Here is a 14,887-nt window from a genome sequence, read left to right as displayed (position 1 = left end):
TCTCGCGCGGCATCAGATGCCCGGTTACACAGCGAACTTGGAGCCTCAGGTGCACACGTTCTTCTGCTCGGACGCGGTGATGGTGTCCCTGTTGACGCTGTCGGGGAGCTTGGTCACCTTGACCGAGTCGAAGTCCTCGCCGACCAGGAGCTGGACGATCGGCGTGCCCTTCGTCGCGCCGCCGCCCGTCGTCGCGGGGGCGGTCGCGGACGTGTACGGCTGCGCGCCGACGGCCTTCACCTTCCCCGCCGCGGGCTGCGGCTTGGGCAGGACGGAACCGGCCAGCGCGTCGGCGTAGTCGGGCGCCGTGTCCATCGACTTGGCGTAGTGGACCTCGCTCTTGGGCAGGCTCGCACCTCCGGCGGCCTCGTAGTTGCCCACCCCGACCACGTTGAAGCCCTGCTTGGCCAGCTCGTCGGCGACCTCACGGGCCTTGCCGAAGGTCTTGGTGCCGTTGAGCACCTGCACCCTGACCTGCTCGGGCTTGAGGTCCACCTTGGGCTTGGCGCTCGTGCTGGCGCTCGGCTCGGGGGCCGTGGGCTCGGTGTCGGTCTTGATCGAGGTGAACAACTCACCGGCGTCCGGCTGCTTCCAGACCACGCGGTTCGGGTCGTTGGGGTCGGGCCCCCACGGCACCGTGGTGAACTTGACGCCGCCCGCGGTCATCTCCTTGGCGCTCACCGCGATCTGGATGAGCTGCTCGGTGTCGTTGGCCAGCTCGGGGTCCATGGTGACCGAGCCCGCCGCCGCCGCGATGAAGTCCCGCAGCCGGCCCACGTCGGTGAGCAGTTCGCTGCTGGTGGCCTTGGACACGACCTTGCTCAGGAAGATCTGCTGGCGCTTGATGCGCTGGATGTCGCTGCCGTCGCCGTACTTGCGCAGGCGTACGTAGCCCAGTGCCTTCTCGCCGTTCAGCAGGCTCTTGCCGGGCGGCAGCACCAGCTTGGAGTCCTTGTCGTTGACGCCGGACTTCAGGCAGATCTCGATGCCGCCCAGGGCGTCCACGATGTTCTTGAAGCCGCTGAAGTCCACCTCGACGAAGTGGTTGATGCGGATGCCGGTCAGCGTCTCAAGGGTGGACATCGTGCAGGCGATGCCCCCCGAGTTGTACGCCGAGTTGATCATGTCCCGGCGCGGGGGCATCTCCTGCTTGGTCGCCTCGTTCTTGCAACGGGGGATGTCCACCATGGAGTCCCGCGGGAAGCTGATCAGGCGGGCCTTGTCCCTGTCGGGGGACAGATGCATGAGGATGATCGTGTCGGTGCGCTTGCCGCCCGCGTCGGCCTCCCTGGCCAGTTTCTGGCCGTACCTGGCGTTGCCGTCGCCCGCGCGCGTGTCGGAGCCGACGAGCAGCACGTTGAGCGCGCCCGTGTCCGGAGGGCGCGGGTTGATGATGTCTTCCTTGACGCTCTTCTCGTTGATGTTGCCGAAGGCGTCGCGGTAGGCGGTGTAGGCCGTCAGCGCGCCCGCGACCATGGCCGTCGTGACGCCGATGCTGATCCAGGCCAGCACGCGCATCTTGGTCTGGCCGTCGTTGCCGTCGCCAGAGCGGTGGCTGCGCGGGGGCCGGTCGTCGGGCGGTGGCGGCGGGGGCGCCTCGGCGGCCGCTCTGCGGGCCATCCTGCTGCCGGGCTGTGTGACGGCGGTTCGGCGGTCGTGCGCGGAATCGACTACCGGTCCACTCCTGTAGTCACTCATACGTCCCCCAGCCTCACTCCTCGCGCCGCCGGCTCGGTCGCTGCGCGGCACGAGACTAGGTCACGCGCCGAGCGTCCCGAGCCATGATCGCGGGGAACGGCCGTGACCCAGGCGTGATGTTTCCGCGGCAAAGCATACTCAGACCCGGACATTGGGTGGAATATCATCGCCAAATTCTTCTAGCTCCCTGACTGTCCTCGCAGGTCAGGCCTGATGCTCTGGGCTGCCGCCAAACAGGCCAGGGGTACGGCCGGCAACACGTACCGGTAGTCGAACTCGGCCGCCGCGGCCGGTGTGACCAGCAGCACAACGGCCACTGACCAGGGCACCAGCCAGGCCGGAGCCCCCGCGAGACGCTGTCCTCTGCGCCTGCGGATCAACGCCGCGGCCGGTGGCAGGAGCAGTAGCCCCAGGAGCACCAGGCCGGGCAGTCGCACCATGCTCTGGTAGGCCCGCAACCATCCGGCGTACGGCTCGACGATCTCCGTGCCGATCGCACCCTGCTCGTAGAGCTTGGCATACTCGGCGCCGACCTGTGCGGGATAGCGGCCAGGAGGTCCCGGCGCGGTCCCGGGAAACTGGTAATACCCGTAGATCTCGGCGTCGGGATAGATCGGCCGGTCCCACCTGAACGAGCGGCCGAACTCCTCCAGCACCGAGGCGGCGTAGTCGAGCGGCTGGCTGGTGATCGCCAGCATCGCGAACCTGGCCGCCAGGTCGTCGTTCTCCTTCGAGAACGTGATGTCCGGCAGCAGCACCAGCGGCGAGTCCTTGGCCCAGATGTACTCCTGGGAGGGCGGGCGTCGGTCAGGCGGGCGCGGGTCGCACAGGACCTTCAGGTCGGCCGGCGGGTCCATCTTTTCGCAGTCGGCGAAGGACATCGTGCGGGCGTACAGGAAGACGCCGTTCGCGCCGACCAGGCCGACGCGCTGGTAGGTGGCGTGGAACCAGGCCCCGTACGCCAGGATCGGCACCAGCGCCGCGGCCACCAGCAGGCCGGTCCACCTGAGCCGCCCGCGCAGCACGAACCAGGCGGCCAGCACGACGATCAGCGGCTGGCCCACGGTCCTGGTCAGCGTGGCGGTGGCCAGCAGCAGCCCGATGGCCACGACGGTGGCGGGCCGGCGGGTGGTGCACAGGGCCACCGCCGCCACGACCAGGAACATGAACAGGGTGTCCGAGACGAGCAGGTGCTCCAGCTGGACCTGGTACGCGTCGAGCAGCACCGGCACCGTGGCCAGCGTCGCCACCCACCTGGGGGCCTTTCGCGCGGCCCGGTAGATCAGCACGCCCGTGGCCAGGCCCAGCAGGTGCTGGACCACCGTGACCGCGGCGAAGGCGTGCAGGGGCTCCAGCAGCTTGAGGAATATCGAGTAGCCGGCCGGGCGGACCAGGTCGGGGCGGGGTTTGAAGACGGTGACGATGTAGGTGTAGGAGTCGGGGAACCACAGGGCGGGCCGGTAGCCCAGCATCGCCAGGGCCCGCAGGACCGTTCCCAGCGCCAGGACGGCCAGGAACCACTTGTGCCGCAGCACCCAGTGCCCCCGGACCTGGTCCGGCTGCCGTCGCGTTCCCGGGCTCGCGGCGCGTGCCAGGCGAGCGATCCAGCGGCGCGGGTCGCGCGGCAGGCGGCGTCGGCCGGTCGTCGCGGGTTTCCCGGCGTGAGTCTCCGACCCCACCCGCTTGTCCTCCTGCTCTCCCGGCACGTCGAGTCACGCTACCGGCGATCGCGCGGAACCCGTGCCTCCACAGGACCGATACGCTCGCTCGACGATGGAACTTGATCGACCCGGCCGGGTGCTCGCCGCATTGTCCGTGTTGCCCGCGCTGGCGGTGGCGGGCTGGTTGCTCGCGGGGCTGCCCCTGCTGCTGCTCGGCCGGTTCGCGCCGATGCCGGCCGCGCTGCTCGGCGTACCCCTGGCGGCGCTGCTGTGCTGGGCGGGCACGCGGCGCCTGGGCGGCGGCGAGGCGCTCAGGGGTCTGCCGGGCACGCCGGGCGCGTGGCAGGTCGTCGGCGTCGCCGGGGTGGCCGTCGCGTCGGGTGTCCTCAACGCGATCATGCACAGCGAGCAGGTCGCCGTCAGACGCGATCCGGCGACCTACTTCCAGTACGCCACCTGGATCGCCGGCCACGGCTCGTTGCCCATCCCCGACCAGGCCGAGGCGTTCGGCGGCCCCGACCCCGCGCTGACCTTCGCCAGCGTCGGGTTCTTCGCCGTGGACGGCGGGGTGACGCCCCAGTTCATGCCCGGTCCGCCGCTGCTGTTCGCGATCGGCCACTGGCTGGGCGCGCCGTTCGCGGTCCCGGCCGTGCTGGGCGCGCTGGCCGTGCTGACGCTGGCCGGGGTGGTGGCCCGGCTGGCCGGTACGCGCTGGGCGCTGGTGGCCGCCACGGCCTTCGCCGTCAGCATGCCGATCCTGTACACCTCCCGCACCACGTTCAGCGAGATCCCGTCGCTGATCCTGCTGTTCGGCGGCCTGGCGCTGACCTACGACGCGCTGGACAGGCCAACCTGGCGGCGGGGCCTGCCGGCGGGGCTGGTGTTCGGGCTGGCCGTGCTGGTCAGGGTGGACGGGCTGCGCGACGTGCTGCCGGTGCTGGCCTTCGCGGGACTGCTGATCGCGATGCGCCGCTTCCGCAGGCCCGAGGGCGCGGTGGGGCCAGGACTGCTGGCGGGGCTGGTCGTCGGGGCCGGGATCGGGATGCTGGCGGCGTACCTGCTGGCTCGTCCATACCTTTCTTATTTGTCCGGTTCGGTGAATCCGCTGCTGGTCATCTGCGCCGCCGTGCTCGTGCTCACCCTCGTCGGCACGGCCGCCGCGCCCGCGCTGGCCAGGCTCCGCCTGCCGGCGTGGGCGCCGGGGGCGGGGGCGGGGCTGGTCGTGCTGCTGATGGCGGCCCTGTGGGCGCGTCCGTGGTTCCAGACCGTGACCCGGGTGCCCGCCAGTCCCGAGGACGTCCGTACGGCCGAGATGATCGAGCAGATCCAGCGCGCCAACGGCATGCCCGTGGACGGCACCCGGCTCTACTTCGAGAACTCCCTGCACTGGGTGAGCTGGTACATCGGCTTCCCGGCGATCGTGCTGGCCACCGTCGCCGCCGCTCTGCTGGTCCGCAGGATGTTGCGCGACGGGGCGTCGTTCCAGTGGCTGCTGCCCCTCGCGGTCATCGGCTGGACCACCGTCACGACGTTGTTGCGGCCCGAGATCACCCCTGACCACCCGTGGGCCGCCCGCCGGCTGGTGCCCGTGGTGATTCCCGGGCTGATCCTGCTGGCCGCGTACGGGCTGGCCCGGCTGCGCCGGCTCAACGACCGGCACGGCCCGCTCGTGCTGCGCTGGGGGATGGTGGCGGCGGTGCTGCTCGTGCTCGTGCCGCCGGCCGTGACCTCGATCGGGACCGCGTTCACGCCGGTCGAGCGGGGCGAGGCCGCGGCGGTGGCGGCGATGTGCGCGAAGATCCCGGCCAACGCCTCGGTGCTGACCGTGGAGCGGGTCACGGGCGAGCGGTTCGTCCAGGCCGTCAGGGGCATGTGCGGCAGGCCCGCGGCGCAGGTGGGCCGGCCTCAGGGCTCGGACGTGGCCTCGGAGACCGAGGTGCGCCGCCTGGTCGAGCGGGTGCGCGCGGCCGGCCGGGTGCCGGTCGTGCTGGGGGCCGAGCAGGGGCAGGTGTCGCCCTACGGGCCCGCCTCGCAGGTGGTGGAGCTGGTCACCCGCCAGGACGAGCGCTCGCTCGTCGAGGCGCCGAACGGCGCGTGGTCGCTGCGGATGAACGTTTGGATGGCGGTCGCCTGATGCGTCAGACTGGAAGAAGTGATCCCGGAATCGGGAGCTCCCGCTGGTGCGATGTGGACTCGCCGTTCAGCGGGGCAGAGTACCCTCGACCCCCGTGAGCACGCTTGAGACCCCCAAGAGTGGAATTGCCGTGGAAGAAGCGCCGTACGTCACGATCGTCCTGCCCTGCTACAACGAGCAGGATCACGTCCTCGACGAGGTGGAGCGCATCACCAAGGCGATGGACTCGAGCGGCTACACCTACGAGCTGGTCGCCGTGGACGACTGCTCGACCGACTCGACGCTGGCCAAGCTGCGCGAGGCCGCGCCCGACTACCCCCACCTGCGCATCCGCGCCTTCCACCGCAACGGCGGCGCGGGCACCGTGCGGCGCATCGGCTCGCAGGAGGCCAAGGGCGAGATCGTCGTCTGGACCGACGCCGACATGTCCTACGCCAACGAGCGCATCCCCGAGCTGGTGCAGATCCTGGAGAAGGACGCGGCCATCGACATGGTGGTCGGCGCCCGTACCAGCGAGGAGGGCTCGCACAAGCTGCTGCGCGTGCCGGCCAAGTGGGTGATCCGCAAGGTGGCCGAGAAGCTGGCCGGGCAGAAGATCCCCGACCTCAACTCGGGGCTGCGGGCCTTCCGCAGGTCGGTGGCCCGGCCCTACCTGCGGCTGCTGCCTCCCGGGTTCTCCTGCGTCACGACGATCACGCTGTCGTTCCTGTCGAACCAGCACGACGTCTACTACCTGCCCACCGAGTACGCCAAGCGGGCCGGCAAGTCGAAGTTCAGCTTCGTCTCCGACGCCTACCGCTACATCCTGCAAGTGCTGCGGATGATCATGTACTTCAACCCGCTCAAGGTGCTCATGCCGCCCGCGTTGTGGCTGGTGGGCATCGGGTTCGTCAAGGGCGTCTGGGACATGATCCAGCACCCGTTCTACTTCCCGGCCAACACCGTCATGATCTTCCTGTCGGGCATGCTGATCGGGTCCGTGGCGCTGCTCGCCGACCTGATCGTGCGCTCGCGGGGAGAGTGACGTTGCGGATCGCGATCGTCGGGCCGACGTATCCGTACAAGGGGGGCGGGGCGCAGCATACCACCGAGCTGGCGCACCGGCTTTCGGCGCTCGGCCACGACGTGGTGATCGAGTCGTGGCGGGCGCAGTACCCGTCCTTCCTCTATCCGGGGCAGCAGACGATCTCCGCGCCCGAGGGCACGCCCTACGACAGGACCGTGCGGCGGCTGGACTGGCGGCGGCCCGACGGGTGGCTGGCCGCCGGCCGGCGGCTGCGGTCGGCGGACCTGGTGGTGCTGGCGGTGCTGAGCCCGGTGCAGGTGCCCGCGTACCTGGGCATCCTGTACGGGATCGGGCGGAAGACCAGGACCGTCGCCCTGTGCCACAACGTGTTGCCGCACGAGCGCAAGCCCTACGACGAGCCGCTGATGAAGGCGCTGCTCAAGCGGGTGGACGGCGTGCTGGCCCATTCCGAGGAGCAGGCCGGGCTGGCCCGTGGGCTCACGACCGGGCCGGTCGGCGTGGCGGGGCTGCCGCCGCACCTGCCCTCCACCTCCGGCGAGCGGTCCGCCGAGGTGCACCGCAGGCTGCTGTTCTTCGGCATGGTGCGGCCGTACAAGGGGCTGGACCTGCTGTTGCGGGCGCTGCCCGAGGGGGTCGGGCTGACGGTCGCGGGCGAGTTCTGGGGCGGGCTCGACGAGACGAAGGCGTTGATCGCGGAGCTGGGCCTGGGCGAGCGCGTGGACCTGCGGCCGGGATACGTGGCGGCCGATGAGGTGCCGAAGTTGTTCGCCGCTGCCGACGCGCTCGTGCTGCCCTACCGCAACGCCACGGCCAGCCAGAACGTCTGGCTCGCGCACGAGCACGGCGTGCCGGTGATCGCCACCCGCGTCGGCGCGCTGGCCGACCACGTCACCGACGGCGTGGACGGGCTGCTGGTGGAGCCGGGCGACGCCGGGGCGCTGCGCGCGGCGATCGAGCGCTTCTACGTCTCAGGGGAGCCGGAGAGGTTGCGGTCGGGCGTCAAGGCGGTCGATCCCGAGCCCTTCTGGTCGGCGTACGCGGAGAGGCTGCTCGGCGTCTGACGGCCCAGCAGGAACGCGATCCCCGCCGCCGCCGCGTCGGCCAGCGTGAACGCCAGCCGCGACACGATCGCCACGGCGAGCGCGGCGGGCGTGCCGATGACCGGGCCGAGCACCAGCACCAGGGCTCCCTCCCTGACGCCGACCCCGGCGGGCACGACCACGGTCAGGATCCCGGTCGCCCAGGCGAAGGCGTAGGCGCCCGTCGCGATGACGTACAGGTCGGGGCGGCCCGCGACGAGCCAGATGTGCAGGCCGTACACCATCCAGCCCAGCGCCGTCCACGCCACCGCGACCACCACCGTGCGGCCGGGCAGCACGCTCTCCAGCGGCTCCTTGCGCGCGATGCGCAACGCCAGGTTGAGGCCCCAGGTGAGCACCTTGGGGTGCAGGCACACGATGATCACCGGCACGAGCAGCACCAGGTACCAGGCCTCGCGCACCGCGTCCAGGGTGCCGAGCGTGGCGGCGGCGATTGAGATCGCCACGCCGAGGTTGATCACCAGCCCCAGCGAGATCGTCGCGAACGTGCGCCGCGGCGGGCTGCCGTGGTCGCGGCCCAGGTCCATCATCGCCGCGTACGCCCACACCGCCCCCGGGATGTACTTCCCGAGTTGCCCCACGAACATGATCCGCCCGGCGATCCGCACCGGCACCCGCGTGCCGAGCCCGGAAAGGATCTCCCGCCAGGCCACCAGCATGCAGAACTGGCCCACGAGCACCGCGAGGAACGCCCCGAGCACCGCCCACGGCGACATCGCGGCCACGGCGGAAGTGGTGTCGTCCCAGTTCACGGCCAGTCCGTAGCCCAGGAAACCGAGCGCGACAAGGGCCAGCACGATGCGCAGCAGGCGGCGGAGCATTGGCTCAGGTTACGCGCCGTATCTCTGGTAAAGCCAGAAGCCCGCGCCCGCGAGCACCACGACCGCCGCCAGCACCGCCGCCACGATCTTCAGCACGCTGTACGGCCGGTCGCCCTGGACCTCGCCGTTCGCCCCGTTGATCAGCACCTGGTACGTCTTGCCGCCGAACAGGTAGTTGCCGGCCCAGACCGGCAGCAACACCAGCTTGAACGTGACGTCCGAGTAGCTCGTGTCCACCGAGTGCACGCGCTGCGCGTCGCCGCCGATGTCCCTGCGGCAGTCGTCGTGGATGACCTCGGCCATGACCTGCTTGGCCAGGTCCAGGCCGGCCTGCGGCTCGATGTCGTAACGCAGGCTGTGGTGGCCGGTCACGTAACGGGCGTCGAACGGCCGCGCGTGTCCCAGCGGCCAGGGCTGCAACGCGGTCAGCCGCTCGAAGGAGACCTGCCGGGTCGCGGCCACCAGCACGTCGTCGAACCCGCGCGACACCCTGCCGCCGGCCGGATACCAGCGGGTACGCCGCTCCCTGCGGGTCTTGCGGTTGCCGTTGGAGTCGGTGTGCGTCGTGGTGACGTAATAGTGCTCGCCGCGCTGGCCGGTGTAGTCGGAGACGGTGTGGGCGTCGTACGTCCAGTGCGGCAGGTACGTGCTCTTCATCGTCTCCGCCTCGCTGACCTTCTTGAGGCGGTTCGGGGCGAACCAGCGGCTCTTCACCCAGGCGCGCAGTGCCTGCCTGGCGCCGTCGCGGTCCAGCGCGAACGGGAGCACCGCCTCGGGGGCGATCTGGCTGTCGTCGCCCACGTCGGCCACCAGCGGGGTGCCGCAGAACTGGCAGGCCCTGGACAGCGCGTCGCTCTCGGTCCTGGCGCCGCAGCCAGGACAGCTGAACCGGTGCGGGGCCAGGGTCTGGACTCGGGGCTTGGCCAGGAACGCGTCGAAGGAGAACTCGCGGACGTGCTGCCGGACCGGCGGGCCGATCTGCTGTTCGAGACCGCAGTAGGGGCAGCGCATGACGGTTGTCCCCGGGGCGAACGCCACGCTCGCGCCGCAGCCGGTGCAGGGGTGGGCGGGGGACTGGGTGGACGTCATCGGGGGGTCCTCGGGTTACGCGGGTGGGAGCGGGGGCGGGGTGTCGCGCAGGAGTGCGGCCAGTTCCGGGACGTCGCGGGCGGGGATCCACTGGGGCATTCCGGACCGCCACACCAGGACGTCCGGGGCGAGTCCGGCGGCGGGCAACTGTCCCTCGTCGAACGGCCCCCGCTGCTCGCCGTCCACCCCGAGGAACCATCGCTCGGGCTCGGGAAGAGGCGGCGGTCCCTCCTGCGGGCCGGGTCCGGGGTGTGGGTTCGGGCCGGGCTGCGGGCCGGGCTGCGGGCCGGGCTGGGCGGTGGGCTGCTGGTGTGGGGCGAGGGCGGCGGCCATGTGCCGGCCGGCGGCGATGCCCATGCCCAGCCCCATGCCCTCGGAGGCCCCGCCCGCGTTCCCCAGCGCCTCGGCCGCCTGGAAGCGCGCGTAGTCCCCCAGGTCCCCGACGATCCCCATCTGCGAGCGTTTGTCCAGCGCCCGCTCCACCTCGGGCGGCAGCGAGATGTTCTCGATCGTGAAGGTGGGGATCGCGATGCCCACCCCGGCCAGGTCGGCCGTCAGCACCTGGGCCAGCCGCTGCCCCATCCCGTGCTGGTTCGCGGCCAGGTCCAGCAGCGGCACGCCGGCGGTCGCGAGGGCGTGCGCGAGCCGGCCCACGACCATCTGGCGCAGGTAGCCCTCCACCTCCTCGGTACGGAACCGCGGGTCGGTCCCCGCCAGCTCCCGCAGCAGCGCCGGCGCGTCGGTCACCCTGGCCGCGTACGCGCCGAACGCCCGCAGCCGCACCGGCCCGAACTCCGCGTCGCGCACCATGACCGGGTTCTGCGTGCCCCACTTGAAGTCGGTGAACTGCCGGGTGCTGACGAAGTACACCTCGGCCTTGAACGGCGACTGGAAGCCGTACTTCCAGCCTTTCAGCGTGGACAGGATCGGCAGGTTCCGGGTCTCCAGCGTGTACGTCCCGGGCCCGAACGCGTCGGCGATCTGCCCCTCGTTCACGAAGACGGCGACCTGCGACTCGCGCACCACGAGCCGGGCGCCCATCTTGATCTCGTTCTCGTACCGTGGGAAGCGCCAGACGAGGGTGTCGCGGCTGTCGTCGAGCCATTCGACGATGTCGACGAACTCGCCCCGGATCTTGTCGAATAGCGCCACTTCGTCCCCGTCCGTCCGTGTCTCGCCAGGTCGGCCACCGTACCAAAGCCCGTTTGACGTCAGATTGGCGCAGAGGTCGGTACGGTGGGGAACCGTGGGTAAGCAACGGGTCGCGCAGCTCGAATATTCGGAGTTCCAGTCCGCCATGCTCGACGAGGCGAAGCGGCGGCGGAAGGCGGCGAAGATCATCGCCGTGCTGGAGCACTTCCACGGGCCGCTCGCCGGGCTGACGGTGGGCGACGTGGGCTGCTCCGCCGGGTTCATCGCCGACGAGCTGGCGCTGGCCGGCGCCAAGCACACGCTGGGCATCGACATCGACGTGCCGGGGCTGCGCAAGGCGGCCGACAGGTTCGGCGAGCGGGTGGCGTTCGTCTGTGGTGACGGCACGGCGCTGCCGTTCCCCGACGGCTCGATCGACGTGCTGGTGTTCAACCACATCTACGAGCACGTGGTGGACCCCGACGCGGTGGTGGCGGAGATGCACCGGGTGTTGTCCGACGACGGGACGCTGTATCTCGGGCTCGGCAACCGGCTCGGCGTCATGGAGCCGCACTACAAGCTGCCGTTCCTGTCCTATCTGCCGCCGGCGCTGGCCGACCGCTACGTGCGCGCGTTCGGGCGGGCCGACCACTATTACGAGCGGTTCAGGACGCGGCGCGGGCTGCGCAAGATGCTCCGCGCCTTCCACGTCTGGGACTACACCTTCCCCGTGCTGGCCACGCCGACGCGGTTCGCGGGGGGAGAGCTGTTCCCCGGGGCGCTGGGCAAGGTGGTCAGCGCCGTGCTGGCGCGGATGCCGCGCGAGCTGCTCAGGCTGCTGCTGCCGGTCGTGCCGACGTACCTGTGGGTGGCCACCAAGACCGCGCGGCGGCCGGCGGGCGCGCCGCTGCCCCAGCCGCCCGAGCGGGTGCGCCCCCTGTGAACACCGGAGAACCCGCCGTGGACGAGAAGCCCGCGGAACCCTCCCCGGAGGCGGTGGTGCCGCGGCGTTCCCTGGCTCGCCGTTTGGTCAGGTACGGCTTCCTGGCGGTCGCGCTCGCCTTCGGCGCCTACTTCGTGACCAAGCAGTGGGACGCCGTGGTGGCCGGGTTCGCCGAGCTGTCCTGGCAGGCGCTGCTCGGCTCGCTGGTCGCGGTGGTCGCGGCGCTGCTCGGCGCGATGCTCACCTGGCGCACGCTGCTGGCCGACCTGGGCTCGCCGCTGAGGGCCCGCCCGGCGGCCAAGGTGTTTTTCGTCGGCCAACTCGGCAAGTACATCCCCGGCGCCGTCTGGCCGATGCTCGCCCAGATGGAGATGGGCCGCGACCTGGGCGTGCCGCGCTCGCGCAGCGCGGCGGCGTTCTTCCTGATGATGCCCATCCAGATCGCCACCGGCCTGCTGGTCACGCTGGTCACGCTCGGCTGGGACCGCTTCGGCTGGCTGCTGCTGATCGTCCCGGTGCTGCTGGTCCTGCTCGAACCCAAGGTCATCAACGCCCTCATCGGGTACGCCCTGCGCAAACTCAGGCGTGAGCCCCTCGAACGCCCCCTCACCAGGCGCGGCATGCTGACCGCGCTCGGCTGGGCGCTGGCCGGCTGGGTCGCCTACGGCGTTCACCTCTACTTTGTCGCCCCCCAGGGCGGCCTGCTCTTCGCGGTCGGGGCCTTCGCGCTGTCGTGGTGCCTGGGCATCGTGACGTTCGTCATCCCGGCGGGGGCCGGCGTCAGGGAATTCGCCATGGTGGCGGTGCTCGCGCCGCATCTCGATCAGGGCGCCGCAATTGCGGTGGCCCTTTCATCCCGCATTGTCATCATCGCGGGGGATCTGATCTGCGCCGGACTGGCGGGAATTGCGGCGCGTCGCGACTCGGTGTGATTTGGCCCACGATTTAGGGGAGGCTGGTCATAAGCTGAACTTCGAAGAGGGGGACGAACAGTCCCGCGTTGATCTTGAGGGGAGAAGATCTTCGTATGCCTCGAGTGCTCGTCGATGCGGTGGCGGTCCCCGCGGACCGCGGCGCGTTGATCAGATACGTTGACGGGCTCGTGGCCGCGCTCGATCGGGCCGGCGCGGACCTGGCGGTGGTCTGCCAGCGTGCGGAAGCCGAACGATACCGGCGCCTGGCGCCATCGGCCCGGGTCATCGCCGGGCCCGTAGCCATCACCAACCGGGCCGCCAGGCTGACGTGGGAGCAGACCGGACTGCCCTTACTCGCCCGCCAGGCCGGCGCCGACGTGATCCACGCCCCCTACTACTCCATTCCGCTCGGCTCGGGCCTGCCGACCGTCGTGACGGTGCACGACGCGACCTGGTTCACCGAGCAGGACCTGCTCAGCCCGCGCGCCGCGTTCATCCGCGGGGCCACCCGCTCGGCCGTACGCCATGCCAAGCGCGTGATCGTGCCGTCCAAGGCGACCAGGGACGAGCTCGTCCGGGTGTTGTCCGCCGATCCCACCCGCATCGACGTCGCCTATCACGGCGTCGATATGGCGCACTTCTATCCGCCGAACGAGGTGGAGGTCCGCCGGGCCGCCATGAGATGCGGGCTGCACGGCCAGCCTTATGTGGCCTTCCTGGGCGCGCTCGACCCCCGGAAGAACGTGCCCAACCTCATCCGCGGCTTCGCCGCCGCCGTCAAGCGGCTGGACAAGCCGCCCGCGCTGGTGCTCGGGGGTGGCGTGCACGAGATCGACGTGGACGCCGCCTGCCGCGAGGTCGAGGCCACCGTCAGGGTCATCAGGCCCGGCTACCTCGGCGCGGGCGACCTGCCGGGCTTCCTCGGCGGGGCGGTCGTGGTGGCCTTCCCCTCGCGCGGTGAGGGGTTCGGGCTGCCGGTGCTGGAGGCCATGGCCTGCGGCGCCCCGGTCCTGACCACGCACCGCACCTCGCTGCCCGAGGTGGGCGGCGACGCCGTGGCCTACACCGAGCCGGACGCCGACAGCATCGCCACCGCGCTGGGCCAGCTGCTGGCCTCTCCCCAGCGCAGAGAGCAGTTGCAGGCGGCGGGCCTGGCGCGGGCCCGGGAATTCACCTGGGAGGCCTCCGCGGAGGCGCATCTCAGCTCTTATCAACGCGCGATCGAATAGTTCGGTAACCTCACGGAGTGATGGGAAGCTCTTTGCCAGACCTCGAGGCGATCCTCCTGGTCGGGGGGCAGGGCACGCGCCTGCGTCCGCTGACACTGGGCACGCCGAAGCCGCTGCTGCCGACCGCCGGGGTGCCGTTCCTGGCCCACCAACTGGCCCGTGCGCGGGCGTTCGGCGTGCGCCGGATCGTGTTCGCGACGTCGTACAAGGCGGCGATGTTCGAGCCCGCCTTCGGGGACGGGGCGGCCTTCGGCCTCTCGCTCGAATACATGACCGAGGAGACGCCGCTGGGCACCGGTGGAGCGATCCGCAACGCCGCGCAGGCGCTGTCGGCGGGGCCGGACGATCCCGTGCTCATCCTCAACGGGGACATCCTGTCCGGCCACGACATCGGCGAGCAGATCCGCATGCATCGCGCGAAGCAGGCGGCTGTAACGCTCCATTTGACGGAAGTGGACGATCCCTCCCGGTTCGGATGCGTGCCGACGGATGAGGCGGGGCGGGTCACCGCGTTCCTGGAGAAGACGCCCAATCCGGTGACCAACCGGATCAACGCCGGCTGCTACGTCTTCAAGCGCTCGGTGATCGACTCGATCCCGCGTGACGAGGTGGTCTCGGTCGAGCGCGAGACGTTCCCCGGGCTGATCGAGTCCGGGGAGCTCGTGCTGGGCTTCGCCGACCGCACCTACTGGCTCGATGTCGGCACGCCCGCCGCGTTCGTACGCGGCTCGCGCGACCTGGTGCTGGGCAGGCTGCACTCGCCCGTGGTGCCTGGGCCGACCGGGGAATACCTGCTGCTCGAAGGGGCCAGGGTCGAGCCCGAGGCCAAGGTGCTGGGCGGTACGGCGGTCGGCGCGCGGGCCGTGGTCGAGGCGGGGGCCTCGGTGATCGGATCGGTGCTGAGCGACGACTGCGTCATCGAGGCGGGGGCCGTCGTGACCGACTCCGTGGTGGGGCAGGGGGCGCGGGTCTGCGCGGGCACAGTGGTGCGCGACGCGGTGATCGGCGACGGCGCCATCGTGGGGCCGGGCAACGAACTGCAGAACGGCGTGCGCATCTGGCCCGGTATCGAGCTGCCCGAGCGCGCGCTGCGTTACTCCAGCGACGTCTGACTCATCCCGGCGCCGCGCCGGGTCCGGG

At 71.0% G+C, this 14,887-nt stretch carries 12 protein-coding genes; 7 read left to right on the top strand and 5 right to left on the bottom strand.

All coding sequences use genetic code 11. The annotated features are described in order from the left end of the window. Nucleotides 1-45: 45 nt before the first annotated feature. Both AB0I81_RS27535 and AB0I81_RS27530 read right to left on the bottom strand, forming a co-directional pair. Nucleotides 46-1,620: an LCP family protein gene (locus AB0I81_RS27535; protein ID WP_360662060.1), complete on the bottom strand. Its 1,575-nt coding sequence runs from the start codon at nucleotides 1,618-1,620 to the stop codon at nucleotides 46-48. Nucleotides 1,621-1,877: 257 nt separating this feature from the next. Next, nucleotides 1,878-3,404, bottom strand: coding sequence for a hypothetical protein (locus AB0I81_RS27530; RefSeq protein WP_360662057.1), 1,527 nt, complete (start codon nucleotides 3,402-3,404; stop codon nucleotides 1,878-1,880). A gap of 67 nt (nucleotides 3,405-3,471) precedes the next feature. Here AB0I81_RS27530 and AB0I81_RS27525 point away from each other — a divergent pair, with 67 nt between their 5' ends. The 3 genes from AB0I81_RS27525 (at nucleotide 3,472) to AB0I81_RS27515 (ending at nucleotide 7,581) form a co-directional block, all read left to right on the top strand. Then, a complete protein-coding gene (locus AB0I81_RS27525; RefSeq protein WP_360662054.1) occupies nucleotides 3,472-5,493 on the top strand; it encodes a glycosyltransferase family 39 protein in 2,022 nt (673 codons plus the stop codon). Nucleotides 5,494-5,587: 94 nt separating this feature from the next. Then, the gene (locus tag AB0I81_RS27520) at nucleotides 5,588-6,517 is read left to right on the top strand and encodes a glycosyltransferase family 2 protein (RefSeq protein ID WP_360662051.1); all 930 of its coding nucleotides are present in this window, start codon (nucleotides 5,588-5,590) and stop codon (nucleotides 6,515-6,517) included. A gap of 2 nt (nucleotides 6,518-6,519) precedes the next feature. Continuing rightward, the gene (locus tag AB0I81_RS27515) at nucleotides 6,520-7,581 is read left to right on the top strand and encodes a glycosyltransferase family 4 protein (RefSeq protein WP_360662048.1); all 1,062 of its coding nucleotides are present in this window, start codon (nucleotides 6,520-6,522) and stop codon (nucleotides 7,579-7,581) included. Here AB0I81_RS27515 and AB0I81_RS27510 read toward each other — a convergent pair. Genes AB0I81_RS27510 through AB0I81_RS27500 form a run of 3 tightly spaced genes read right to left on the bottom strand, consistent with a single transcriptional unit; the run spans nucleotide 7,482 to nucleotide 10,682 of the window. Beyond that, entirely contained in the window at nucleotides 7,482-8,441 is a 960-nt protein-coding gene (locus AB0I81_RS27510) for a lysylphosphatidylglycerol synthase transmembrane domain-containing protein (RefSeq protein ID WP_360662045.1), read from the bottom strand. The genes AB0I81_RS27515 and AB0I81_RS27510 overlap by 100 nt on opposite strands. A gap of 9 nt (nucleotides 8,442-8,450) precedes the next feature. Next, nucleotides 8,451-9,530 carry a hypothetical protein gene (locus tag AB0I81_RS27505; RefSeq protein WP_360662042.1) on the bottom strand — a complete coding sequence of 360 codons (1,080 nt, stop codon included), beginning with the start codon at nucleotides 9,528-9,530 and terminating at the stop codon, nucleotides 8,451-8,453. Nucleotides 9,531-9,545: 15 nt separating this feature from the next. Beyond that, nucleotides 9,546-10,682, bottom strand: a complete 1,137-nt coding sequence (locus AB0I81_RS27500; RefSeq protein ID WP_360662040.1) for an SPFH domain-containing protein — start codon at nucleotides 10,680-10,682, stop codon at nucleotides 9,546-9,548. A gap of 94 nt (nucleotides 10,683-10,776) precedes the next feature. On the opposite strand from AB0I81_RS27500, the gene AB0I81_RS27495 reads away from it, so the two are divergent. From AB0I81_RS27495 to AB0I81_RS27480, 4 genes are all read left to right on the top strand, one after another. Beyond that, complete coding sequence (locus AB0I81_RS27495) at nucleotides 10,777-11,604, top strand: methyltransferase domain-containing protein (protein ID WP_360662038.1); 828 nt, start codon at nucleotides 10,777-10,779, stop codon at nucleotides 11,602-11,604. Nucleotides 11,605-11,621: 17 nt separating this feature from the next. Beyond that, the gene (locus AB0I81_RS27490) at nucleotides 11,622-12,536 is read left to right on the top strand and encodes a lysylphosphatidylglycerol synthase domain-containing protein (protein ID WP_360662036.1); all 915 of its coding nucleotides are present in this window, start codon (nucleotides 11,622-11,624) and stop codon (nucleotides 12,534-12,536) included. Between the two features lie 95 nt (nucleotides 12,537-12,631). Then, on the top strand, nucleotides 12,632-13,747 hold the full coding sequence (locus AB0I81_RS27485; protein WP_360662034.1) for a glycosyltransferase family 1 protein: 1,116 nt from the start codon (nucleotides 12,632-12,634) through the stop codon (nucleotides 13,745-13,747). A gap of 20 nt (nucleotides 13,748-13,767) precedes the next feature. After that, nucleotides 13,768-14,859: an NDP-sugar synthase gene (locus tag AB0I81_RS27480; RefSeq protein WP_360662031.1), complete on the top strand. Its 1,092-nt coding sequence runs from the start codon at nucleotides 13,768-13,770 to the stop codon at nucleotides 14,857-14,859. Nucleotides 14,860-14,887 lie beyond the last annotated feature (28 nt).

The organism is Nonomuraea sp. NPDC050404 (assembly GCF_040655495.1).
Classification (GTDB): domain Bacteria; phylum Actinomycetota; class Actinomycetes; order Streptosporangiales; family Streptosporangiaceae; genus Nonomuraea.
The sequence above is the reverse complement of the archived record's forward strand: the minus strand, read 5'-3'. Positions and strand labels throughout refer to the sequence as shown.